We start from the raw sequence: 23,863 nt of genomic DNA on the forward strand, positions 1-23,863 counted from the left end.
CACAACGAAAAAGTCTCACTTGAGGCTTTTTTTTTGCTTAAATTTGCAACATTTTATAAATAGAAATACAACAAACCATGAGTTTCATCAACAGCATATTAAAAGCTTTTGTGGGCGACAAATCGGAGAAGGATGTAAAATCCATCATGCCGATCATCAACAAGATAAAAGCATACGAAGAAACATTAGCTTCCCTTTCGCACGACGAACTGAGAGCCAAAACAATCTACTTCAAAGAAAGAATTAAAGAAGCAAGAGCAGATAAAGACGCTAAAATCGCTTCCTATAAATTAGAAGTAGAAAAGACGCAAGATATCGATGCCAGAGAAGACATCTACGCTTCTATCGATGCTCTTGAAAAAGAAGCTTACGATATTTCTGAAAAAACTTTGATGGAAATTCTTCCTGAAGCGTTTGCCGTTGTAAAAGAAACTGCCAAAAGGTTTAAAGACAATACTCAGATTACAGTAAAGGCAACTCCAAAAGATTTGGAACTTTCTGCTACAAAAACATACATTACTATTGAAGGCGACAATGCAATCTGGGCCAACACTTGGAATGCCGCTGGAAAACAGATTACTTGGGACATGATCCACTACGACGTGCAGTTGATTGGTGGTATGGTGTTGCACCAAGGTAAAATTGCCGAGATGCAGACGGGTGAAGGTAAAACGTTAGTCGCTACCCTTCCCTTATATTTAAATGCCTTGACAGGAAACGGAGTACACCTGGTAACCGTGAACGACTACTTGGCAAAACGTGATAGCACATGGAAAGCACCTCTATTCGAATTCCACGGCTTGACAGTTGAATGTATCGACAATTACCAGCCAAATACCGAAGGCAGAAGAAAAGCGTACAACGCCGATATTACTTACGGAACAAATAACGAATTCGGTTTCGATTACCTAAGAGATAACATGGCACACACGCCAGAAGAGTTGGTTCAAAGAAAACACAACTTCGCAATTGTCGATGAGGTCGATTCGGTTTTGGTTGATGATGCTAGAACGCCGTTGATCATATCTGGTCCAGTTCCACAAGGTGACCGTCATGAATTTAATGAATTGAAGCCAAAAGTTGACAATCTTGTAAACTTGCAAAGACAATTGGCAAACGGTTTCTTGGCCGAATCTAAAAAACAATTAAAAGAAGGCAATACTAAAGAAGCAGGATTCTTATTGTTGAGAGCTTACAGAAGCTTGCCTAAAAATAAAGCATTAATCAAATTTCTGAGTGAAGAAGGCGTTAAGCAATTGCTTCAAAAAACAGAAAACCAATACATGCAAGACAACAACCGCGACATGCACAAGATCGATGAGGCCTTGTATTTCGTGATTGAAGAAAAAAACAACCAAGTTGAGTTGACAGACAACGGAATCAAGTTCCTTTCTGGAGATACTGACAGTGATTTCTTTATCCTTCCAGATATCGGAACCGAAATTGCAAGAATCGAAAAATTGAATCTTGACAAAGATGCCGAAGCAGAAGAAAAAGAAAAACTATTCCAAGATTTCAGCATCAAAAGCGAGCGTATCCACACGTTGACGCAGCTATTAAAAGCGTACACTTTATTCGAAAAAGATACAGAATATGTTATCATGGACAACAAAGTATTGATTGTTGATGAGCAAACAGGACGTATCATGGACGGCCGTCGTTATTCTGACGGATTGCACCAAGCGATTGAAGCTAAAGAAAACGTAAAAATCGAAGCCGCTACGCAAACATTCGCGACAGTTACTTTACAAAATTACTTCAGAATGTACAGCAAATTAGCGGGTATGACTGGTACTGCTGTTACAGAAGCTGGCGAGCTATGGGAAATCTACAAATTAGACGTAGTTGAAATCCCTACCAACAAGCCAATCGCAAGAAAAGATAAAGAAGACTTGATCTACAGAAGTACGCGTGAAAAATTCAACGCAGTAATCGAAGACGTTACAGCCCTTGCTGAATCAGGAAGACCTGTATTGATCGGTACCACTTCTGTCGATATTTCAGAATTATTAAGCCGAATGCTTAAGATGAGAAATATTCCTCACAACGTATTGAACGCCAAAATGCACAAGCAAGAAGCACAGATCGTTGAAGAAGCAGGAAAAGCCGGAGTCGTGACTATCGCAACAAACATGGCAGGTCGTGGAACGGATATCAAGCTTTCTCCAGAAGTTAAAGCTGCCGGAGGTTTAGCTATCGTTGGTACAGAACGTCACGATTCACGTCGTGTTGACCGTCAGTTGAGAGGTCGTGCCGGACGTCAAGGAGACCCAGGAAGCTCACAGTTCTATGTATCTTTAGAAGACAACTTGATGCGTTTGTTCGGTTCAGAAAGAGTCGCAAAAGTAATGGACCGTTTAGGCTTGAAAGAAGGCGAAGTGATCCAGCACTCGATGATGACAAAATCAATCGAAAGAGCACAGAAAAAAGTAGAAGAAAATAACTTCGGAGTGCGTAAGCGTCTTTTGGAATATGATGACGTTATGAACGCACAACGTGAGGTAGTCTACAAACGTCGCCGTCATGCTTTGCACGGAGAACGTCTGAAAGTAGATATCGCCAACATGATGTACGACACTTGCGAAGTTATCGTTGAAGCGAACAAAGCATCTAACGATTTCAAAAATTTCGAATTCGAATTGATCCGTTACTTCTCTATCACTTCCCCAGTAAATGAAGCTGATTTTGCAAAAATCACGCCTATGGAATTGACCGGAAAAGTATACAAATCAGCTTTAGAATTCTATACTGAAAAAACAGCAAGAAGCGCAAGAGAAGCGTTCCCGATCATCAAAAATGTTTTTGAAAACGAAAACAACCAATTCGAAAGAATTGTAGTTCCGTTTACAGACGGCATCAAGACCTTAAACGTAGTAACCGACTTGAAAAAGGCTTACGAAACAGAAGGTACGCAGTTGATTGGCGATTTCGAGAAAAACATCACTCTGGCAATCGTTGACGAAGCTTGGAAAAAGCACTTGCGCAAGATGGACGAATTGAAACAATCTGTACAATTGGCTGTTCACGAACAAAAAGACCCGTTGCTTATCTATAAATTCGAAGCATTCAATCTGTTCAAAAACATGATCGACAATGTGAACAAAGAAGTAATTTCTTTCTTGTTCAAAGGCGATCTGCCACAACAGAATACTCCGAATATCCAAGAAGCAAGAGAAATAGCACGTCCGAAAGAAAACTACAAGACTTCAAAAGACGAAATTCCAAATTCAGATGAAGCTACAGCAGCAAATCGCGAAGCAGGACAAACTCAAAGACCACAGGTGACAGAAACTATCGTACGTGACATGCCAAAAATCAACCGTAACGACAACGTTACCGTGAAGCATGTCATGAGCGGCAAGACCGAAACCATGAAGTATAAAAAAGCCGAAAGCCTTTTAACTTCTGGCGAATGGGTTATAGTCAATGAATAAGATTTCAAGTTTGAGATTTTAGATTTCAGATTTAGAATAAATATAAATCCCCGATTGCAATTTGCGGTCGGGGATTTTTTATATTTGAAGTATATAAAATTGCTAGACCACTATGAATTCTGACACGACACAACAGACACTAAATACAATTCAAAACTATCTTGGAGCGCTCGCCCAAAGAGATTTAGAAAAGCTACTCACTTTCTTTCCTGAAAATGTAGATTGGTTCGTTCCCGGAAATGAAGATGCAGCCCCTTGGCTCGGAAAGAAAAGTACAAAAGAAGAAATAAAAACATTCTTTGAACTATTGTGGGCAAACACAGAGCCTTTGGGTGCAAAAATTGACTCTATTTTTGCAGAAGACAATCATGCCGCAGTAATAGGAGAATTTTCTTCCCGAATGACCAAAACTGGCAAAACGTATGAATCTTTATTTTCCATACATTTCACCTTAGAAAACAACTTAATTGTTCGGTATCGCCTGTTGGAAGACAGCTATGCACTTGTGAATTCTTTGAGTAATTAAACTTTAAACATGAAAATCGAAACTCATATAATAAACGAGACCAGAATTGCCGAAATAATTTCAGACACAACAGTAATCGAAACTGCCGAAGACGGATTGGATTTGTTGGGCAATCTTTATTATCAAGATTTTGGCACAATTATACTCCATGAAAAGAATATTACTCCGAGCTTTTTTGACTTAAAGACAGGCATCGCTGGCGAAATACTCCAAAAGTTTTCAAATTACCGTGTTCGTTTGGCAATTGTTGGTGATTTTAGCAACTACCAAAGTAAAAGTATCAAAGACTTTATTTTTGAAAGCAATAAGACAGGGCAGATTCATTTTGTATCTTCTACTTCGGAAGCTTTAGGGAAACTTTCATAAGATTGATAAATGAATCGACACCAGTATAAAAATATGACAATTGAAGTATCCGACTATCCTTCATACAAATACGATTCGGCAGATAACATTTTCAATTAAACGTACTGTAAAAAGAAAACTATAAAAACTAAAAACATCTCAATCCGCGCTTTTATTGGAGCCGAAAACTTTGAAGTATCGCGCAGTTTTAACCGAGACTTGGGATTTGAAGAAGTAGTCCTATTTCCTAATATGTCTTTCTTTAAGACCCAAGAAGGACTAGGATTCTATCTGCAGGATGCCTATGTCAAAGATTGGGTAGACAATACTATGCTTTTTTTAGAAGTTGAAAACGTAGCAACCTGCTGGAAAGATATTTTGGCTTTAGACCTGCCTGCTAAATATAAAAACGTAAGGCTCACTCCTATCCGTCACAACGATTGGGGTAGCGAATGCTTCTTACACGATCCTTCTGGCGTACTGTGGCATTTTGGAGAATTTTCAAAACCATAATTTCAATACAACTCCCCGATTATAACATTCGGGGAGTTTTTATTTTAAAAAAACACGAAAAAAAATTTGCGAAACCAAAAAGTTGCACATATATTTGCAACCAATTAGTTGCTTTAATTAAACAAACAAAACAATGAGGAGAGATGTTTTTCAAGCCATAGCAGACCCAACAAGACGAGCAATTATCGCTCTGATCGCATTGCAGCCCATGACACCCAATGCCCTTGCAGAGCATTTTGACACAACCCGCCAAGCCGTTTCAAAACACCTAAAGATATTAAACGAATGTGAACTGGTAAAGCAAGAACAGCAAGGCCGGGAAATCTATTACCAGCTCGAAATAGACAAAATGAAAGAGATAGACAAATGGCTCGAACAATTCAAGAAAATCTGGGAAAGCCGCTTCAGCCAACTTGACGACCTATTATTAACAATCAAAAAACAAGAAAAATGAAACCAAACCTGCAATTTGACTTCATCGTCGACAAACAAAACAATACCCTAACCGTAAAACGCGAATTTGCTGCAAACCGACAGTTGGTTTGGGACTGCTACACCAAAAGCGAATTATTAGACCAATGGTTTGCGCCAAAGCCATTATCAACTAAAACCAAGTCTATGGATTTTAGCAAAGGCGGCCACTGGCATTATGCCATGATGGAACCAAACTGTACAGAATACTGGGGACTGACGGAATATACCGAAATACACCCGATCGACTACTACAAAGCGCTTGATGCTTTTTCTGATCCTGATGGCAATATCAATACTGAACTGCCACGCGCCAAATGGAATGTTTCCTTTCAAGATTTTGGCGAAAATGCTATCGTCGAGACTATCGTGACGTATAAATCACTTTCCGATTTAGAAACCGTTATCAATATGGGAATGGAAGAAGGAATGCTTTCGACACTAGAAAGACTTGACGATCTATTAGCAACCTTAGCAAAATAGCATACAATGGCACAATTTGATTCCAAAGTACAAGACTATATCGCAAAATCTGCTGATTTTGCCCAGCCTATATTAAACCGCTGGCGACAGCTGGTTCATGCTACCTGTCCAGAGGTTGTAGAAGCCATCAAATAGGGCATTCCCCACTTCGATTACAAAGGCGACTTTATGGTGGTCATGGCTTCCTATAAAAACCATTGCTCCTTTACATTTATAAAAGCTGAATTATTGAGCGACCCTCGCCTAAAAGACAAGGCAAAACTAAAACCTGTCGAAAGATACTTAGGCAAAATTACCAGTCTGTCTGATCTGCCAGACGATGTCGAGTTTGTCGCTCTGCTTAGAGAAGCGATGGCACTCAATGAAAAAGGCATAAAAGTTTCAATGAAGAAAAATGACACGCCAAAAGTTGTCGAAACGCCCGATTATTTTATCAAAAAACTAGAATCCAACCCAAAAGCAAAAGAAGTCTTCGACAGCAAATCGCCAGCCTTTAGGAAAGAGTACAACATTTGGATAACCGATGCCAAAACCGATGCCACGCGCGAAAAAAGAATGGAAGAAGCCATAGAGTGGATTGCCGAAGGCAAAGGCCGGTTCTGGAAATACGCAAAATAAGCCCAACATAATTTTAGTTTTTACCTAATAGTCCCCGGTTGTACCCTACAGCTGGGGATTATTAATTTCTAAAATTCATAATTCATAATTCATAATTCATAATTCATAATTCATAATTCATAATTCATAATTCATAAATACACTTCTATCTCTTTTAATACTAATTTTGTTAAACTAAACTTTTAGAAATGGACGGCAAAGATCTATTACGACAGCACATAGCAAAAACAGCTTCATTAACAGACGATGAGTTTGACTATTTCTTTTCGCATTTCAAATCCGAAACTTTCAAAAAAGGACAAGTCATTATTAGCGAGGGTGACGTGGTCGAAAAAGAATATTTTGTCCTTTCAGGATGCCTAAAAGCTTTTTTTGTCAACGACAACATAAAGATGCACATCCTCCAATTCACAATGCCTACTTGGTGGACGTCTGATTATGCCGCTTTATACAACAACACCAAAGCCACCATCTGCATCGACTGTATTTCAGATGCCGAAGTCCTTTCAATTTCTAACGAAGACAGAGAGAAAATCTGCAACGAATTGCATCAAGTCGAGCATTTTTTCCGATGGCGTACCAACAAAGGCTATGTAGCGGCTCAAAAAAGATTGCTTTCTTTCATGAACAATGATGCCAAGACACGTTATGAAGAACTTCTGGCGCTCTATCCTGCCCTTTATAACATGGTCCCGAAACACCTGATTGCTGCCTATTTAGGGGTTTCAAGAGAAACACTAAGCCGATTATACACTTCTTCAAAATAGTCCTCTGCAGAATGTGACCTATGTCACCTAGCTCCCCTATATTTCCTTCCGTCCTTTGTACTATAAATTAATAACAATTTAAAGTACAGAAAAATGAAAACACAAAATTTTAAAATTGAAGCACAACAAAGCAGAGTCGAATGGATAGGAAAAAAAGTAACCGGAGCACATAACGGTACAATTGCTATCAAAGAGGGAAATTTTATTTTTAACGACGGCAAGCTTTCAGGCGGAAACGTTAGCATCGACACTACCTCAATTATCATTCTAGATGTTACCGATCCGGCAACCAACGCACAATTTGCAGGCCATTTAGCATCAGACGACTTTTTCTCTAGCGAAAGTTTCCCGACAGCTTCTCTAGAAATCACTTCAGTTAGGCAACATTCAGAAACTAGCTATCATGTAGAAGGCAACCTGACCATAAAAGGAATTACCCATTCTATTGGGTTTGACTTGAAAACAACTGTTACAGGAGAAACGCTCACAGCTTCCGGCAAGATCATCATCGACCGTACCAAATACGATATGAAATTCCGTTCTGGTAATTTCTTTACCAATCTGGGTGACACTTTAATCTACAATGAGTTTGAATTGAATGTAAATCTCGTGGCAAAAGCCATCTGATCTTAATCTTAACAATTAGAAATCATGCCTTACGTAAAAATTGAAGTAACCCGTGAAGGTGTTACAAGAGCACAAAAACAACAGCTGATTGCAGGCATCACAAACCTCATCACCGACGTATTAGACAAAGACCCTAGTCTTACCCAAGTGGTCATACAAGAAATAGAACTTGACGATTGGGGCTTTGCAGGAGAACAAGTTTCCGTCCTTCGTGAAAAAGGGATAACTGCACAGAAAAAATAATTCGTAAAACTTACAACAATGAAAACAGCAATAATAACAGGCGCATCTACCGGAATAGGAAAATCCATCGCAAAATTATTTTTAGACAAAGGATATAATGTAGTAATCAACTCGGCCAACGCGAGCAACCTCGAAAGCACCCAAAAAGAACTCGGTCATGCAGACCGTTTGGCTTCCGTAGCCGGAGATATAAGCCATGCTTCCGTAGGAAAACAATTGGTCGAAACTGCCGTTAGCCGTTTTGGCAAAGTAGATGTAGTAATCAACAACGCTGGCATATTTCAGCCTAAGCCCTTTCTAGAGGTAGAAGAAAAAGACCTTGACCGCTTTTTGGAAATCAACCTCAAAGGTACCTTTTTTAACAGTCAGGCTGCTGTAAGGCAGATGCTGCAACAAGGCGGCGGAGCCATCATCAATATCGGCACGGTACTGGTTGATCATGCCATAGACGGCTTTCCTGCTACTGCTCCAATTTCGAGCAAAGGGGGCGTTCATGCACTTACAAGACAACTTGCCGCTGAATTCGGAAGAAACAATATCCGTGTCAACGCTATCGCGCCAGGCATCATAAGAAGTCCGTTGCAAGCCAAAACTGGCGTAGCTGATGCCGACAGCTTGGCCGGATTGCATCTGCTCAACCGTATCGGCGAAACCCAAGACGTAGCCGAACTGGCTCTTTATCTTGCCGAAAGCAATTTTGTAACCGGAGAGATTATCAATCTGGATGGCGGACATGTAGCAGGCCACCGCATTTCGTGATAACCGTTTCACTAAAAAACAAGACGATGAAAAATACGAATGAAAACAGAAAGCGCATAACTTCTGTACTAGAAGATTATTTTAATGGTATTTTTGTAGGTGACGTCGATTTGCTAAAAAGCGTTTTTCACCCGCAGGCATTTTTATCGGGCGACATTAAAGGAGAGCCTTATTTCAAAACACTCGACCAATACCTAGAAGGCGTAAAAAACCGTACAAGTCCGAGCGAACTAGGAGCTGCATTTGGCATGGAAACCCTGTCGATAGAGATTATCAACACCATTGCTATTGCCAAAACACGCGTTCCTATCTTTGAATACAATTATTATGACCTGCTCAGCCTGTCACTAATTGACGGACAGTGGGTCATCACAAACAAGCTATTAACACACGTAAACGAGTAAGTGATGTGGAATAAAACCAAAATAACAGAACTGCTGGGCATTCAATATCCTATTCTGCAAGGACCTATGGGCGGTGGGTTTTCAACTGCCGAACTCTTGGCTGCCGTATCTAATAATGGCGGACTAGGAAGCTATGGAGCGTATACAATCACTCCCGAAGAAATACTGGAAGCAGCCAAAATCATAAAAACAAAGACGGACAAGCCCTACAACATTAACTTATGGGTATCAGACGTAGACAAAAGCTTAGCCAGTTATCCTCCAGAATCGTTAGAAAAAGTAAAAACTCTGTTCAAGCCTTATTTTGATGAGCTTGGAATTCCCTTGCCGGAACTGTCAACGGATATTCCTTCCAAATTTGAAAAACAGGTAGAAGCTTTATTCGAAATCCGCCCAGCTGTGTTCAGTTTTATATTTGGCATTCCCTCCAAAGAAATCCTTGCAGAAGCCCGAAGGCTCGGGATAAAAACGGTCGGTGCGGCAACAACCCTCGACGAAGCATTGGCATTAGAAGAAGCCAAAGTAGATGCTATCGTAGCTGCTGGATTTGAAGCTGGAGGCCACCGTCCTTCTTTCCTTAGGCCCGCCCAAGATTCACAAACCGGACTCTTCACTCTGATACAGCAGTTAAAAGCAAAAACAGCTACGCCTATTATTGCGGCTGGCGGCATTGCAGATGCCAAAGGCATAGCCGCCGCGCTGACGCTAGGTGCCGATGCCGTACAGCTAGGCACGGCTTTTCTTGCCACAGACGAATCGGGCGCTACGCCTTTACACAAAGACCTGCTGTTTTCAGACGGCTCAAAACATACGACCCTAACAAAATCTCTTACCGGACGAATGGGCCGAATGATTGCCAACAAAATATCTGACGAAATAAAATTTGAGACCGAAGTACTTCCTTTTCCGTTGCAGACTAGGCTGATAGCTCCCCTAAAAGTAGCAGCCCTAGAACAAGGAAGAACAGATATGGTCAGCTTTTGGTCCGGACAAAACACGGCTACCTTAAAACATCATAAAGCAGGAGAACTGATGCAGGCGTTGATTAAGGAAACAAGCCAACTGCTTGCTCTATAGACAATCTTTAATTGAGAAATAATAATCCTCGGTTGCAATTGCAGTCGGGGATTTATTATATTTGGCAAGTGTTTAATCCCGAAAATTATGTTATTGCTAATATTTAAATAGAAAATTCTATATGAAGAAATATATTTTAACAATCTTATTAATCTTTAATTTGACATACACTTTCGGTCAGGATTATGATGAAAAATACGGAGATCCTCAAATTGTACTTATTGAGACCGACCCATGGCTTATGGTCATTGGATCAGATGTTCCCACTTTTACCTTATATGAAAACGGACAAATCATTTACAAGAAAGTTGTCGACAAGAAACTGAAATATTTTGAAGTTCAGAATGACCCAGAAACGATACAAAAAATCATTAAATCGTTTGAGATAACTGATAATTTAATAAAGCAAGAAGATTACACTGAAGCTTCAACATCGACAGATCAACCAACTAATATTCTAATTTTAAATTTTTTTGGCGCCGTTAAAGAAATTAGTGTATATGGCAACTTAAGAGATCCAAAAAACGAAACACGCCAAAAAACACCAAAAGATTTTCTAACTGTTTACGATAACATTATTAAATACGAAAACAGTACGGCTAAAGAATGGCTACCTGATACATTTGAAGTAATGGCAACAAAATATAGCTATTCGCCAGAAACGCCTTTAAAATGGAACAAGGATTGGAATGATATAAACAGTAGTACAACCGTAAAAAGAAGCGATGACTTATATAGCATATATTTAGATAAAAAATATTTTCAAGAGTTTATCAAACTATTACGCAGTATGAAGGAAAAGCAAGCGGTTGAGATTAATGGTGAAAAATATTCTTTAACCTATCGACTCCCTTTCCCTAATTTAAAATAAAAGATACTTATCAAATCTGTATCTCAAAAAACTAAATCTTACTACCAACAGCATTATGAAAACAAATAAATTATCCGAATTAACTCTCGAAGAACTCCATAAAGAAAAAAACAAATTAAAAGGAGTCGTGATTGGGTTTGGCATTGTAATGCTCCTAGCCTGCGGCGGACTCTTATTTCTGATTATAAAGAACCAAAACTTTGCGCTTTTTGCGGTTATTCCGGGCTGTATGCTGACATTGCTGCCAAGCTTTATCCGATTGGGACAGCTGAATACCGAAATCAAATCGCGAAACTCTAACTAACAACCTCCTGCCAAACTTTTACAAAATGGAAAACACTTGCCTTAACTGCAACCATCTTATAACTGAAAATTTTTGCACCTACTGCGGACAGAAAAAATACAAAAGGATTGACCGAAAATACCTGACCGACGAGGTACAGTACATGGTCATCCATACCAACAAAGGCTTTTTTTATTCGTTAAAAAATATCATTAAGGCTCCGGGAAAGACCGCAAGAGATTTTATCGACGGCAACAGGGTCAACCATTACAAACCCCTTTTGATGGCCTTTGTATTGAGCGGTATTTCAGCCTTCATATCCTTTAAGATTATCGATATGAATTCTGTAATGGAGCGGTACTTTGCAGCGCATACAGAGCAAAAAATAGCTGTCTCATGGATGAATGACCTAACATCCGTAATGTCTAGCTACAGTTCTGCCCTAATGCTGTTATTGATTCCGATAGTTTCAATTGTCACGGTCTTAGTGTTCCGCAAATGGGGCCAGAATTATTACGAGCATATAATCATGAATACCTATATTCAGATTTTATATACTATTATCTCGATAGTCCTCTTGTCGCCCATAATGTATTTTTTAAAAGACAGTCCCGATACGTTCATGCTTGTAGTAATAGGCTCTACATTCATCATCTATCCGATTATCATGACATGGTTTTATAAGCAATTCTATTCCCAAAAAAGCATAAGCGACGTCATTATAAAGGTGCTCCTGCTTATGGCAGTAGGTATTATATTGTACATAGGGCTTATATTCGCTGTAGCTATTTATATGATTATAACCAATCCTGCAATGTTCCAACAGATGCAGCCTAAGTAATACAATTGTTTTAGATACACAATATCGCTATCGGCTATTTATAACAAACGCGGGCTTCCAATGGAAGCCCGCGCTATATTTAGAATTTCCTATACTTTCTTAAAAGTAATAAGGACCAGCCCATTCGCTTCTGTCAGAACCTGTACAGTTGGCTCTTACATAAAAAGCATTCCATAAGCAGTACATGTTCGAAATAGAAATAGAAGTGTTAGAAGTTTCAAAAGTATTTCCATTTGCTGGATTATCAGTAGCCTCTTGAACGATAGAAATCGTATAGCTCTGAGGATTGCCCCCCAGATAGCTCCATGAAAAAGCCCTTGTCTCTCCCATTCCTGCATTGCAAGCGCCAGAAATATTCCAGCTGTTTAAGTTAACCGGTTTTGGGCAAGAGCCCATCGTAGTATACGTATATTTGACAAAAGCAGTCGTTTCGCCCGAAGAACAATACGAACGCACATAAAAATCATAAGCCGTAGAAGCTTGGATACCCGAAATTGTTTTTGAAGAACTTCCAAAAGAAGTAGTCTCACGAGTTCCGGTTCCTAAAACAAATCCCGCAAGGCCATATTCTACCTCAAAGTGATCTGCAGACCCGCCCGTAAAAGCAAATTGAAGATCGACTGCATCTGGATAAAACTGTCCTATCTGCACCGTGGTGGTACCCACGCACTGGCTCACTTGGGTCGTCACGCTCGAAAGCTTATAAGGAGCGCTGTTTTCGGTAGCGCTGCAGATGCCCGTGATATAAAAATCATAAGTTGTAGAAGGCGTTAGGCCCGTAATTTCTTGTTGCGAGTTAGAAGTCACCACAACCGTTCCGGATCCTGGCGTAAAGCCGGTCGCGCCATACTCTATCCTAAAAGAGTTGGCATTGCTGCCTGGCATAAAGCTGAGTGTAGCGCTGACAGGTGAGGTATAAAAAGAAACCGATTCTACCTTGCCGCAGTTCGATCCGCCGTCATCGCCGCCAGAACATCCCATGAAGAGGACAAAAATAAAAAGAGAAGCGAGGGTCTTGATTTTTGTGTTCATTCTTTAATTTTATGAGTTAGTTTGCTAAAATATTTGGCGCGGCAAGATAGCAACATTTTAATTCTGGCAAAAATTTTTATAAAACTTTATTAAAACCACTGCCGCATTGCTTATATAGCAAGACTTTTACTATTTATATTGAAGAATTATTATCTTTGATAGCAGGCTGTGCCGGTTGGCTGTTAGTGTTGGTTGGCACCGTTTTTATAGTTATCAGTATAAGCTCTCTTAGGCTATATAAAAATACGTCCCTAATATTAACAACAGCAAACCAACCGAAACCATGCCTAAACCAGTTCCCCTATTTCTCCTCCTTGGCTGGCTCATGTTGGCTGGCTGTTCTGGCAGCACTACAGACCCGACAGCACTTTACAATAAAAAAGCCAATGAATTAATGGCCAAAGTTATCGAAGACTCAAATTGCTCGTGCTTGTTGCCAATCCCTAAAAAATCTTTAATCGCGATGGCTTATGCTGAAAGCCTTTCTCCAAAAATTGAAAATATCGTCATAGAAAAGCTAAAGCTGCGCAACAATGCAGAATTGGACAGTCTGGCCAATTGGTCTCGAGAATTTAAACTAGATCCGCAAACGCTCAAGAAAAACGGCGTCAAAATCATTAGCCTAGAAGACTTTAACTATAAAAATGATTCTATTATTAAGATTTGTCCAAACGGTATACTATCGCTCCAAAAGCCTATTTTTGACCGCCACTTTAAGAGAGCCGTCATAGATTATAAGTGGGCATTTTCTTGCATGAGTGGACCAATAAGCACTTTTGAATTTAAAAATAACAAATGGACTCCAATTGAAGATTAAAAAACAGCGCACAAACCATGAAATTAAAAAAGCCCACTATCATAATCATCATAGTAGCCAACACACTTTTTCTTCTAGTGCTATTTTATAACTTCTATTATAAAAAAGCATCATTCAATAGTTCTATAAAAGCAGAAGTACCCGCTACGAGAATCACTAAAGCCTATAGCGAAGCTGGCAGATGGTATTGGGGCAATAAAGAAATTGATTTTTACGATGAGCATGCTATCAACCTCAACAAAAAAGAGATTGCCGAATTTTGCACTATCATCAATGCTTCGCATGCAAAATATATTGACAACATACGCCCAGATTATTGGGTTGACATTAACTTAGAAACAATTGATAAAAAAGCTATTCTCATCACCCTAAATCAAAATAAGACCGATGGATTTTTTTTCGAGATAAACCATGATGGTACTTTTGAAGGCAAAGCTTTGGCAAATTTTATTGTAAAACACATATATAAGCAGTAATATATGGAAACAATCTACAACTTATTTCCTTCACTTGCCCTTATAGCATTTTGTATTCTGATGATTTGGCTAGCAACATATCTAAGAACTAAGAAAATTAAAAAACTTGAAGAAAAAGGGCTAGAAATAGATTTTGCAACAAAAATAAATCCGTGGAAAACGTATATTATTAGCAGTGTTGGCATAGCTATACTAGTTTTTGATATCATCAAAAGATTGTTTTTTAATTAAGCTACTCTTATTAAAGTAGAGAACCTCAATAGTAAAATAGAGATCTTATGCACGAGCAAGGTCAGACTGTCTCCAACCCTTTTGAGTTCTAAGTTTAACTATATTTTGACCACTTTTTTTACTAAAACACTCTGTGTCAACTTTCTATATGACAACATTCTCAAAATAATCTCTCACCTTTGTTTTCAAATATTTACACATGAAAACACAAGACCCAACCCACGCCACACTCTTCGAATTCACCACACCACACAGCCTGCAAAAAAGCCTGCACTATGTGCTGTTTAATTACCTCAACCAAAAAGATCTAGTACTGCCCGATAATTTCCAGACCATTATCGAAGACTTTTATTTTCTCTTGGCCTATCTGCAAGAAGCGCAAGAACAGCAGTTGTCTTCGGGCAATTGCTAAGATAAAATTTCACAAGAAGCAATCATTTTTAACATTACAAGGCTTGCATGTTACAAAATAAGTTCGTAAAATTGAATTGATTTTTACCCCTAAACGCCACAATAGAGTAGTAATTTAAAATGATTAATAATGAGAAAGTTTATTTCTACAATTCCGCCACAAGAAGTAACCCACAACTTCACTACGGCAATCAATGCTGCCTTGGTTCCATTGTCAGGCTTTAGAGTCTACATGACAGACAGCGAAAAAGCAGGCCGTTCTATGGCCGAAGACCGCGAAGGCTATGTACGCCTAATTTCAAGAATCGCCAACCAGTTTCCAGATGCCCTGAGCCGTTCTGATGCTCCCGATGATCTCGTAACGCACCTAGACTATTATGACAGGCTCGAAGCCAATCGCTTGGCGCTGCTGCAGGCACTAGAAGTCATACAAGAAATTAGCCTGGGCACTGCTACCGACATTATGACCTTTGCAGACCGCTACCATGCCAATCTCAAGATTGCCCGAAACCACGATGCTTCTATTGATCTGGCCATGAGAGAAGTTGACGACTGGAACGCCCGTTTTGGCAACAGGACTCCGCAAGAACCAGAAAATCCCGAACCCACAAAAGAAGAAAAGAAACCTACAAAAGATGGAGAGCCACCGCTAGATTCGCCTCCTATAGAATAATACCTTGTTATCTTTCCCATATTTAATTTTAAGGTTGCCTGTCGTAGCAAATGCTGCGGCAGGTTTTTTTTATGTCTGCCTAAGAAAAACGGAGAAGCATTTAGCCCATCCCCTAAGCAGACCTTACTATTGGGCTAGGTATAGCTTGGGGCTAGGTAGGCATGCCTTGCCCAGCATCTAAGTATACCTTGCCTGCCATCTAAGTCGGCCTAGCTCATAGGCAAGCTATGCCTAGGGGTATAGGTAAGAGCACCTAGCCCTACACCTAGGTTGGCCTAGCCTTTTATGTAGGTAGACCTTGAGGTTGGGCAAGGTAGGCCTGGGGTGGTGTGTAGGTGTGCTTTGCCGTTTAGATAGCTGGAGTTTTGACAACCCTAAAAAACACTTATCGGCTAAAACCGACCACTTACGCCGATATTCGACCACTTATTACTTCTCGCTATGAAATTAAGAGGATAAATGAAACATTTGCTGCACTATTAATTTAAACAAATAACATTATGCTAAGATTCAATCTTTTCCAAAAATTCATGCTTGTTTATTGTGTTTCAATTGCAATTGCATCCTGCTCTGCAGACGAAAGCCTTACAACAGAAGTATCACCCCAAAACCAAGTGTTAAGCCGTACAAGCGAAGAAGAAGACCTATTAAAAGAAACTAATGCAGTATTTGAAAAACACAAGCATTTAAAAGGCATAAATATCAAATCAACAATAACCCAGATCGACAATCAAAGGCCAGTTCATTTTCGATATTATCTGTCAAAAATGAACAAGAGAATCCAATCTGTAGAAGAAACCACGCGCGTATCATTTTCTGCCGAGAATGAATTAGAACAATTTGACGTTTTTGTTATAAAATATAAAGAAGCTGACCAGGCCCGATCGATGGTAATTATAGAAAATAAATACTTTGACAATACCCTAATTTATGATGGCGGACTTGTAGATTATGCCGTTACAAAGCCTGAAATTCAAATTCATGAAATAGAAAGTCCGATCTATGTAGCCAACAAAGTCCGCTTTTCTTCAGCCTGCTATAAAAGATGTATTGGCGCAATCCAAGACGACATTACTATTTGGCATTTTGGACTATTGGCTGTATGCACTCCATGCGCTGCAGCGGGGGCGGCCTATGTAGCCGCAGCCGTACTCGGATGTGCCGGAGGTTGTTTTGTAACCGTTTGGGAAAAATAAGATGAACCATTTTACCAGAATAGTACTATTTATATTTATGTGCTCTGTGGCATTTAGTCTCAATAAATCACCTAATGCGGGTCCATTCTATCTAGCAATAGGTATCGTGGGCACAGCTTATCTTATCTATAGAATCAAATCAGATAAAGAAAAATAAAAGCAGGCTTTATTAAATCTCAATTCAATAAAAACCACTTCTCTAGTGGTTTTTTTTATGACTTTACAGATTGCTTTATAAAAAGCAAGTACATTTAGACCAATTCAATGCAAGCCATGACATACTTTTTTGGGCTTGACCATTAGGCGGGCCTATCTAAAAAGAATACCGAATAGCAATCTGCAAGCGAGGATTCTTTATATTTGGTGAAGTATTAGAAATGCTTATTCAGAATTAATTTCTGGACAAACCCTCAAACATGATAACATACCAATGGAAAAAATAAAAGAACTCATCGGCCTGCTTTTGGCCGATTTTGAACTCGAAAACGAAGACGATATGTGGACGTCTCTGCAATTGGCAGTCGACAACCCAAAGCAGTATCTCGATGATAACGAGGCCGAGTGGCTGCTGGAAGCCGATCCCGAAGGCATTGTGCAGTATGCGGTTTCTAACGAAGTTGGCGAATTTATGATTATCGGCGACAAGATCGACGAGATTCATGAGCTGATTGTCGATGAGCTGGAAGGCGACCTTCCGTCCTATCCGTATGAAAAAAAGCTCAATGCGGCCGACTATATCCAGTGGGTCACGGCCGAGATCAAAAAAGAATATCCCGAGCTGGAACTTATCGAGATCGGCGACAGCTATGGCGACAACATCCAGATGATGCTTGTATATGCCGAAGACGTGCCCCGCATTAAAGAACTGTGCGAAGCGCTCAACATTCGATGCAACAGGGCCGACGAAATTCTGAAATTTTAGAAGTCCGGCTCAAAAAAGAACAAACAAAATGCCCCTAAGTTATACGCTACAAAACGTCACAGAGCAGGAATACGACAGGCTCGTACAAGTCTGGGAATCGGCCGTTAAGGCCACGCACCATTTTTTGAAAGAAGAAGATTTTGAATTTTATAAGAACCTGATGCCGCAGTTCTTGAACGCTGTGGCCCTAAAAAGCCTTAAGGATGAAAATGGACTGATACTCGGTTTTATAGGCACCGCAGACGGAAACCTCGAAATGCTTTTTGTGCATGCCGACACCCGCGGAAAAGGCATCGGCAAGACGCTGTTGCTGTATGCCCTGCAGGAACTCAAGATTACCAAAGTAGACGTAAACCAAGACAATGCGCAGGCCGTAGGCTTTTATGAACGCTTCGGTTTCCAGACCTATAAGATCTCAGAAACAGACGGATTCGGCAAGCCTTATCCTATCCTGCACATGAACTTGATAAAAAATACGATATGAAACAATTTAGAGAAGCAAAGCTAGAAGACATCCCACAAATACAAAAAGTCAGGAATTCGGTCAAAGAAAATACCTTGTCCGATCCTGCCCTCGTCACCGACCAAGACTGCGAAGAATTTCTCTTTTCGAGAGGAAAAGGTTGGGTGTGCGAAATCGACGGAGCTATCGTAGGCTTTGCCATTGCCGACCTGCAGGATAATAACATCTGGGCGCTGTTCCTGCATCCGGATTACGAACAGCAAGGCATCGGAAAAAAATTGCACGACGATATGCTCGACTGGTATTTCTCGCAGACAAGCCAAAAGGTCTGGCTCGGTACCTCCCCCAATACCCGCGCCGAAACTTTTTATAGAAAACGCGGCTGGAAAGAAATTGGCTTGCACGGAAAAGGCGAAATCAAATTTGAGATGACAGCCGCCGATTGGAGAAAACGCAAAGACACGGCATGACTTTTTCGACGATTATTTCCGTTTTGGCAAATATTTTCATACATTCATCGTTTTAGACTACAACCCTAAACTTAAAATGATGAAAAACACCTTTAGAATTTTAGGAATCGCCCTGCTCGCCTTTACAATGTCTTTTACGACTCCTGGCAGTAAAAAATTAATCGTGATTGATGCCGGACATGGCGGGCACGACATCGGCTCTACCTACGGTTTCCACTCCGAAAAAGAAATCGTCTCTAAAATTGCCAAAAAGATTGCCTCCCTAAACCGAAACAGCGAGATCGAAATCGTGCTGACCCGCGACAATGACGAGTTTAGCTCACTACAGGATAGGATTGACAAGATCAACCAGCTGCAGCCCGATCTGGTACTTTCGTTACATGTAAACCAAAGCAAAAACGAAACAGCCAGCGGCATTGAAGCTTTTGTATGCGACGCTAACGAAAAGTTTGAAGATTCTAAAGCCAAAGCAGAAGAATTGGTCGCACTATTGTCTACCGACAAGCTGAAAAGCAGGGGCGTAAAGAACGCACCGTTTGCCGTATTAAAAAAGGCCAAGACTGCCGCCATAACCTTAGAATTAGGCTTTTTGTCTAATGCAGAAGATCGAGGTTATCTTACCAGTGACAGCGGACAGAAAGAAATTGCAGAAAAGATTGTAGGCTATCTGAACCGATAAGCAAAAATTATAAATAAAACATAAAATCCTCTTGCCAGCCTGCCGCCAGAGGATTTTTAATTTATATTTGAAATAAAAAAACATGAAAAAGCTACTTTATATCGTCGCAGTGCTGTTCGTCTCCTTTCAAGGATTCTCTCAAGATGCAGCCTCGCTAAAGGCAAATGCGCAAAAGTATTACGATATTACCGTCAAGCTCGACTATACCATGATGATGGAGATGATCTATCCGAAACTATTTGACATCGTTCCTAAAGAAACCATGCTCACTACCTTGAAGAAGACATTTGAGGAAAATGAAGGTTTTAAAGTCAAGCTGATGCCCGTAGCTCCGAATTTTGTTTTTGGCGACATCAAGAAAATCGGCAACCAGTCGTTTTCTGTAATCAACCACGACACTGCATTTAAGATCATTTGGGACGAGCCTATTCCAGCAGAAGAAATACAATCCTACATCGATTCGTTCAAGGCTACCATGAATACGCAAGATGTTGTTTATGATGCGCCAAACAAAACGATGGACATTAAGGCAAGATCAAAACTAATTGCCGTTGCCGACGAAACAACAAACAAAGAATGGAAGTACCTGACGTATAGCGACCAAATCTTTCCGATGATCTTTAATGAAAAAATAAAAACCGAGCTGGGGCTTGGGCCTGCAACAGGAGAAGCTGTGATACAAAAAAATTAACCTCTAAAACTAAAAATTATGGCAAAGAGTCAAGACGCAAAGAAAAACGTAAAAAAAGAACCTCTAAAGACCGCTAAGGAAAAAAAAGAGGAAAAAAGAGAAAAGAAAAACAATCCAAAAAGAGATTAGTTAGCCATCCCCAATTCGTTGGGGATTTTTTTTGCCAAAATTTTCTAAAAAAGAACCAATCCCTGCCCGTTTTAACCCTCGTTTTTTATATTTGTAAGAATGCCAAAATCATCAATATAATCAACTATGGAATTATACTACTCGTTCTCGGTACTTATCGTACTGGCCTCTTTTTTTGCCTACCTCAACATTCGGTTTCTCAAGCTTCCGGCCACCATCGGAATCATGATTATTGCCATGATCAGCTCGATATTGCTGGTAGTGACCGGTACTATTTTTCCAAAAACATTCATGAATTTCTCCAAACTCATTGCCGAGTTTGATTTTACGGAAGTATTGATGGGCGCCATGCTAAACTTTCTGCTTTTTGCCGGCGCCATCCACGTTAACCTTAAAGACCTGCGCGAGCAGCGAGGCCCTATCATGGTCTTTTCTACCATCAGCGTACTGATCTCTACGTTTGCTATCGGGCTTATTCTTGACTTTGCTACCGACCTGCTCCATATCAACCTGCCATTTATCTATTGCTTGCTGTTTGGAGCCCTAATTTCGCCTACCGACCCGATTGCGGTACTGAGCATCCTAAAAGATGCCAAAGTACCGAAATCATTAGAAACAAAAATTGCCGGAGAATCGCTGTTTAATGACGGTGTAGCGGTCGTAATTTTTGCCGTAATCCTCAAGCTGGCACAAGACCCGGCGAGCGACTTTTCGCTGCCGCACGTTTCTTGGCTGCTCATACGCGAAGCCTTGGGCGGATTCTTGCTCGGAACTGTTCTGGGCGTACAGTCTAGCAAAGCCATGCGAAAAGTAGACGATTATAAAGTATCAGTATTGATTACGCTGTCTGTCGTAATGGGCGGTTATCTGATTGCCCAAGCCATGCACATTTCAGGTCCGCTGACGATGGTGGCTGCGGGAATCATTATCGGAAACTACGGAAAAAAGACAGCCATGTCGGCCACTACAAAAGATTATCTGAACAAGTTTTGGGAATTGATTGACGAGATTCTCAACGCCATCCTTTTCCTTTTTATCGGCTTTGAACTATTGCTTATCCCGAACATCTTGAGTTTTTGGTCTATCGGGCTTATCTGTATCTTTATCGTGCTGTTTTGCCGTTTCGTATCGCTTTGGATTCCGACCAAGATTATTCCTTTTAAAAAGAAATTTGAGTCGTCTACCATAAAAATATTAGTCTGGGGAGGATTGCGCGGCGGCGTTTCTATTGCCTTGGCCCTTTCGATTGAAGAAGGCCCGCACAAAAAGATTATTTTGGCGATTACCTATTTCGTAGTCGTATTTTCGATCATCGTACAAGGACTCACCATCGGCAAGCTGGCCAACAAGCTGCTGCCAAAAGCCAAGTCGGCCACACTATAAAAAAAAGGAGCTTCGTTGGAAGCTCCTTATTTTTATAATGAATCCGGCAATACTTTGCCCGGATTTAAGATGCCGTTAGGGTCAAAAATAGTCTTTATGCCTTTCATCAGCTGTAATTGTACAGGCGAAAAAGCAATGTCCATATAATTTTTCTGTACATAACCGATACCGTGTTCGCCAGACAAGGTGCCTTTTAGCGAAACCGTCAATTCAAAAATCTCTCGGATGCCTTTTGGTATTTCGGTCTTCCAGTCTTCGTCAGACATGGTGCCTTTGACGATATTTACGTGAAGGTTTCCGTCGCCCGCATGTCCGTAGCACACCGATTTAAAACCGTATTTGTTTCCTATACTCTTGATGCCTTCAAGCAGTTTCGGCAGTTCGTAGCGCGGCACGACCGTGTCTTCTTCTTTATAGATTGAATTCGACTTGACAGCTTCGCCTACCGCTCTTCTCAGCTTCCACAACGCATTTTTCTGGTCTTCAGAATCGGCAAAAAGAATTTCATCGATAGCAAACTGCTCCAACACTTCTGTGATTTTTTCAGCCTCAGAAAACAATACGTCGGGATAATTGCCGTCAACCTCAATTAGCAGGTGCGCCTGTACTTCGTCTTTTATATTCAGGCTGACACCATCCACAAAACGCAGTGTCCAGTCGATCGCATCGCGTTCCATAAATTCTAAGGCACTTGGTGTTATGCCTGCCTTAAAGATTTGGGCAACCGCTTCGCAAGCCTGTCCCGAATTAAAGAAAGGAACAAGCATCAGTATATTATGAGAATTCTTTGGTAGCAGCTTCATGACGATTTTGGTAATGATTCCCAAAGTGCCTTCGCTACCTACCATCAACTGCGTCAGATTATAACCTGTAGAATTTTTCAGCGTATTGGCTCCGGTCCAGATAATTTCGCCTGTCGGCAGAACGACTTCCAGATTCAGTACATAATCTTTGGTCACGCCATATTTTACGGCTCTTGCCCCTCCTGCATTTTCAGCCACATTGCCGCCAATAAAACAGCTGCCGCGACTGCTCGGGTCTGGCGGATAAAATAATCCTTTTTCAAGAACGGCTTCCTGCAGCGTCTGGGTTACCACACCAGGCTCAACAATAACCTGAAGATTCTGTTCGTCGATATGAAGGATTTTATTAAAACGTTCCATCGAAAGCCCTATACCTTGGTAGATGCTCAGGGCACCGCCGCTCAGGCCAGTCTTTCCTCCGATAGGCGTTACGGGAATAGCATGCTGATTGGCCAGCTTTAGTATCGCCGCAATTTCTTCGGCAGAAGCAGGCTTTAAGACTACGCTGGGCGGAAAAACATAATCTTCCGTTTCGTCGTGCCCATAATTATTTCGGGTTTCTTCATCTAGAAAAAGAAAGGACTCGCCTACAATTTCTTGCAGCTGGCTGATCATTTCTTTAGAAAGCAGTTCGGTCTTCATGATAGCAGTTTCAAAAATCAATAAATGATTTTCAAAAATACTATTTATTTGATTGCGGCATTACGCCAGAAAAGGTTTTGTTTTAAATAAATCAAGGTTTTGCGGGCCTTGTATTTTTATAGATGAAATGGTCGACAGAATATTTGCCGCTACCTGTGACCAACAAGAGCACATAAATCAAGAGGTAGAGTCCTCCTAATTCTTGGTTGTCAAATCCGTCAGCTCCATGAATCACGAAGACTGCAAAAAACATGGTGATGATGAGCGGAATGGTAACCAATCGTGTCGCGAATCCTACAAAAAGCAGACCCGAACATAAAACTTCTGCAAAAACGGCCAGCGATAAGGATGCCGTGGTTCCTACTCCCAAAGGATCGGGAAACTCAAAAGGCGCGCCGGCATAAAGCGTATCGAATTTTTCCACGCCATGAACCAGCATAAAACTGCTGACCGTAGCCCTCACAATAAAAAGCATGATGTTGGAAAGATTCTTGTTCTGTGCGGTACTAAAAATTTTCATCATAATAGCTGTAATTTATGGGTTCTACACCCTATAAATTTACAAAAATTAACAAGATAAAAA

Annotated in this window: 32 protein-coding genes; 29 read left to right on the forward strand and 3 right to left on the reverse strand. The window is 40.5% G+C overall.

Features of this window, described 5'->3' with window-relative positions:
- Window positions 1–77: 77 nt before the first annotated feature.
- The 17 genes from secA (at window position 78) to CLV94_RS02505 (ending at window position 12,262) form a co-directional block, all read left to right on the forward strand.
- On the forward strand, window positions 78–3,434 hold the full coding sequence (secA, locus tag CLV94_RS02430; RefSeq protein WP_121374862.1) for a preprotein translocase subunit SecA: 3,357 nt from the start codon (window positions 78–80) through the stop codon (window positions 3,432–3,434).
- A gap of 112 nt (window positions 3,435–3,546) precedes the next feature.
- Window positions 3,547–3,960, forward strand: coding sequence for a nuclear transport factor 2 family protein (locus tag CLV94_RS02435; protein ID WP_121374863.1), 414 nt, complete (start codon window positions 3,547–3,549; stop codon window positions 3,958–3,960).
- A gap of 9 nt (window positions 3,961–3,969) precedes the next feature.
- On the forward strand, window positions 3,970–4,326 hold the full coding sequence (locus CLV94_RS02440) for a DUF4180 domain-containing protein (RefSeq protein WP_121374864.1): 357 nt from the start codon (window positions 3,970–3,972) through the stop codon (window positions 4,324–4,326).
- Window positions 4,327–4,557: 231 nt separating this feature from the next.
- A complete protein-coding gene (locus tag CLV94_RS02445; protein ID WP_317125107.1) occupies window positions 4,558–4,818 on the forward strand; it encodes a VOC family protein in 261 nt (86 codons plus the stop codon).
- Between the two features lie 133 nt (window positions 4,819–4,951).
- Window positions 4,952–5,272 carry an ArsR/SmtB family transcription factor gene (locus CLV94_RS02450; RefSeq protein WP_121374866.1) on the forward strand — a complete coding sequence of 107 codons (321 nt, stop codon included), beginning with the start codon at window positions 4,952–4,954 and terminating at the stop codon, window positions 5,270–5,272.
- The gene (locus CLV94_RS02455; RefSeq protein ID WP_121374867.1) at window positions 5,269–5,772 is read left to right on the forward strand and encodes an SRPBCC family protein; all 504 of its coding nucleotides are present in this window, start codon (window positions 5,269–5,271) and stop codon (window positions 5,770–5,772) included. Before CLV94_RS02450 ends, CLV94_RS02455 begins: the two co-directional genes overlap by 4 nt.
- Window positions 5,773–5,778: 6 nt before the next feature.
- Window positions 5,779–5,907, forward strand: a complete 129-nt coding sequence (locus CLV94_RS17135; protein WP_245982424.1) for a DUF1801 domain-containing protein — start codon at window positions 5,779–5,781, stop codon at window positions 5,905–5,907.
- A gap of 42 nt (window positions 5,908–5,949) precedes the next feature.
- Window positions 5,950–6,390: a YdeI/OmpD-associated family protein gene (locus CLV94_RS02460; RefSeq protein WP_211331174.1), complete on the forward strand. Its 441-nt coding sequence runs from the start codon at window positions 5,950–5,952 to the stop codon at window positions 6,388–6,390.
- Window positions 6,391–6,578: 188 nt separating this feature from the next.
- Window positions 6,579–7,157 (forward strand): Crp/Fnr family transcriptional regulator, encoded by a 579-nt coding sequence (locus CLV94_RS02465; RefSeq protein ID WP_121374868.1) that lies wholly within the window; start codon window positions 6,579–6,581, stop codon window positions 7,155–7,157.
- 93 nt (window positions 7,158–7,250) lie between these two features.
- A complete protein-coding gene (locus CLV94_RS02470; RefSeq protein ID WP_121374869.1) occupies window positions 7,251–7,784 on the forward strand; it encodes a YceI family protein in 534 nt (177 codons plus the stop codon).
- Window positions 7,785–7,808: 24 nt separating this feature from the next.
- The gene (locus CLV94_RS02475; RefSeq protein ID WP_121374870.1) at window positions 7,809–8,027 is read left to right on the forward strand and encodes a tautomerase family protein; all 219 of its coding nucleotides are present in this window, start codon (window positions 7,809–7,811) and stop codon (window positions 8,025–8,027) included.
- An 18-nt stretch (window positions 8,028–8,045) separates the two neighbouring features.
- Complete coding sequence (locus CLV94_RS02480) at window positions 8,046–8,786, forward strand: SDR family NAD(P)-dependent oxidoreductase (protein ID WP_121374871.1); 741 nt, start codon at window positions 8,046–8,048, stop codon at window positions 8,784–8,786.
- A 26-nt stretch (window positions 8,787–8,812) separates the two neighbouring features.
- Entirely contained in the window at window positions 8,813–9,190 is a 378-nt protein-coding gene (locus tag CLV94_RS02485; RefSeq protein WP_121374872.1) for a nuclear transport factor 2 family protein, read from the forward strand.
- Window positions 9,191–9,193: 3 nt separating this feature from the next.
- Entirely contained in the window at window positions 9,194–10,267 is a 1,074-nt protein-coding gene (locus CLV94_RS02490) for an NAD(P)H-dependent flavin oxidoreductase (RefSeq protein WP_121374873.1), read from the forward strand.
- A gap of 121 nt (window positions 10,268–10,388) precedes the next feature.
- Complete coding sequence (locus CLV94_RS02495; protein WP_121374874.1) at window positions 10,389–11,138, forward strand: hypothetical protein; 750 nt, start codon at window positions 10,389–10,391, stop codon at window positions 11,136–11,138.
- A 55-nt stretch (window positions 11,139–11,193) separates the two neighbouring features.
- On the forward strand, window positions 11,194–11,442 hold the full coding sequence (locus tag CLV94_RS02500) for a hypothetical protein (RefSeq protein ID WP_121374875.1): 249 nt from the start codon (window positions 11,194–11,196) through the stop codon (window positions 11,440–11,442).
- Window positions 11,443–11,467: 25 nt separating this feature from the next.
- Window positions 11,468–12,262, forward strand: coding sequence for a DUF3667 domain-containing protein (locus tag CLV94_RS02505; RefSeq protein WP_121374876.1), 795 nt, complete (start codon window positions 11,468–11,470; stop codon window positions 12,260–12,262).
- A 99-nt stretch (window positions 12,263–12,361) separates the two neighbouring features.
- Here the strand turns inward: CLV94_RS02505 and CLV94_RS02510 are convergent, their stop codons facing one another.
- On the reverse strand, window positions 12,362–13,294 hold the full coding sequence (locus CLV94_RS02510; RefSeq protein WP_121374877.1) for a fibronectin type III domain-containing protein: 933 nt from the start codon (window positions 13,292–13,294) through the stop codon (window positions 12,362–12,364).
- Window positions 13,295–13,577: 283 nt separating this feature from the next.
- Here CLV94_RS02510 and CLV94_RS02515 point away from each other — a divergent pair, with 283 nt between their 5' ends.
- The 12 genes from CLV94_RS02515 to CLV94_RS02575 all read left to right on the forward strand — a co-directional run bounded on the left by CLV94_RS02515 (window position 13,578) and on the right by CLV94_RS02575 (window position 21,835).
- Window positions 13,578–14,111 (forward strand): hypothetical protein, encoded by a 534-nt coding sequence (locus CLV94_RS02515; protein WP_147406558.1) that lies wholly within the window; start codon window positions 13,578–13,580, stop codon window positions 14,109–14,111.
- A gap of 17 nt (window positions 14,112–14,128) precedes the next feature.
- Window positions 14,129–14,587, forward strand: a complete 459-nt coding sequence (locus CLV94_RS02520; RefSeq protein WP_121374879.1) for a hypothetical protein — start codon at window positions 14,129–14,131, stop codon at window positions 14,585–14,587.
- A 3-nt stretch (window positions 14,588–14,590) separates the two neighbouring features.
- The gene (locus tag CLV94_RS02525) at window positions 14,591–14,818 is read left to right on the forward strand and encodes a hypothetical protein (RefSeq protein ID WP_121374880.1); all 228 of its coding nucleotides are present in this window, start codon (window positions 14,591–14,593) and stop codon (window positions 14,816–14,818) included.
- 199 nt (window positions 14,819–15,017) lie between these two features.
- Window positions 15,018–15,230 carry a hypothetical protein gene (locus CLV94_RS02530; RefSeq protein ID WP_121374881.1) on the forward strand — a complete coding sequence of 71 codons (213 nt, stop codon included), beginning with the start codon at window positions 15,018–15,020 and terminating at the stop codon, window positions 15,228–15,230.
- Between the two features lie 129 nt (window positions 15,231–15,359).
- Entirely contained in the window at window positions 15,360–15,902 is a 543-nt protein-coding gene (locus CLV94_RS02535; protein ID WP_121374882.1) for a hypothetical protein, read from the forward strand.
- Between the two features lie 500 nt (window positions 15,903–16,402).
- Complete coding sequence (locus tag CLV94_RS02540; RefSeq protein WP_121374883.1) at window positions 16,403–17,098, forward strand: hypothetical protein; 696 nt, start codon at window positions 16,403–16,405, stop codon at window positions 17,096–17,098.
- 430 nt (window positions 17,099–17,528) lie between these two features.
- Window positions 17,529–18,020 (forward strand): hypothetical protein, encoded by a 492-nt coding sequence (locus tag CLV94_RS02545; protein WP_121374884.1) that lies wholly within the window; start codon window positions 17,529–17,531, stop codon window positions 18,018–18,020.
- A 28-nt stretch (window positions 18,021–18,048) separates the two neighbouring features.
- Window positions 18,049–18,504 (forward strand): GNAT family N-acetyltransferase, encoded by a 456-nt coding sequence (locus tag CLV94_RS02550; RefSeq protein WP_121374885.1) that lies wholly within the window; start codon window positions 18,049–18,051, stop codon window positions 18,502–18,504.
- The gene (locus CLV94_RS02555) at window positions 18,501–18,953 is read left to right on the forward strand and encodes a GNAT family N-acetyltransferase (protein WP_121374886.1); all 453 of its coding nucleotides are present in this window, start codon (window positions 18,501–18,503) and stop codon (window positions 18,951–18,953) included. The genes CLV94_RS02550 and CLV94_RS02555 overlap by 4 nt, the downstream gene beginning before the upstream one ends.
- Before the next feature lie 79 nt (window positions 18,954–19,032).
- Complete coding sequence (locus CLV94_RS02560) at window positions 19,033–19,632, forward strand: N-acetylmuramoyl-L-alanine amidase family protein (RefSeq protein ID WP_211331175.1); 600 nt, start codon at window positions 19,033–19,035, stop codon at window positions 19,630–19,632.
- Between the two features lie 82 nt (window positions 19,633–19,714).
- Complete coding sequence (locus CLV94_RS02565) at window positions 19,715–20,323, forward strand: hypothetical protein (RefSeq protein WP_121374888.1); 609 nt, start codon at window positions 19,715–19,717, stop codon at window positions 20,321–20,323.
- Between the two features lie 255 nt (window positions 20,324–20,578).
- A complete protein-coding gene (locus CLV94_RS02575) occupies window positions 20,579–21,835 on the forward strand; it encodes a cation:proton antiporter (RefSeq protein WP_121374890.1) in 1,257 nt (418 codons plus the stop codon).
- Between the two features lie 32 nt (window positions 21,836–21,867).
- Here the strand turns inward: CLV94_RS02575 and CLV94_RS02580 are convergent, their stop codons facing one another.
- Together CLV94_RS02580 and CLV94_RS02585 are read right to left on the reverse strand one after the other, a co-directional pair.
- Window positions 21,868–23,280, reverse strand: coding sequence for an FAD-binding oxidoreductase (locus tag CLV94_RS02580; RefSeq protein ID WP_121374891.1), 1,413 nt, complete (start codon window positions 23,278–23,280; stop codon window positions 21,868–21,870).
- A gap of 91 nt (window positions 23,281–23,371) precedes the next feature.
- Window positions 23,372–23,803 (reverse strand): DoxX family protein, encoded by a 432-nt coding sequence (locus CLV94_RS02585; protein WP_121374892.1) that lies wholly within the window; start codon window positions 23,801–23,803, stop codon window positions 23,372–23,374.
- Window positions 23,804–23,863: the final 60 nt, after the last annotated feature.

The organism is Flavobacterium endophyticum, from assembly GCF_003634455.1.
Taxonomy (GTDB): domain Bacteria; phylum Bacteroidota; class Bacteroidia; order Flavobacteriales; family Flavobacteriaceae; genus Flavobacterium; species Flavobacterium endophyticum.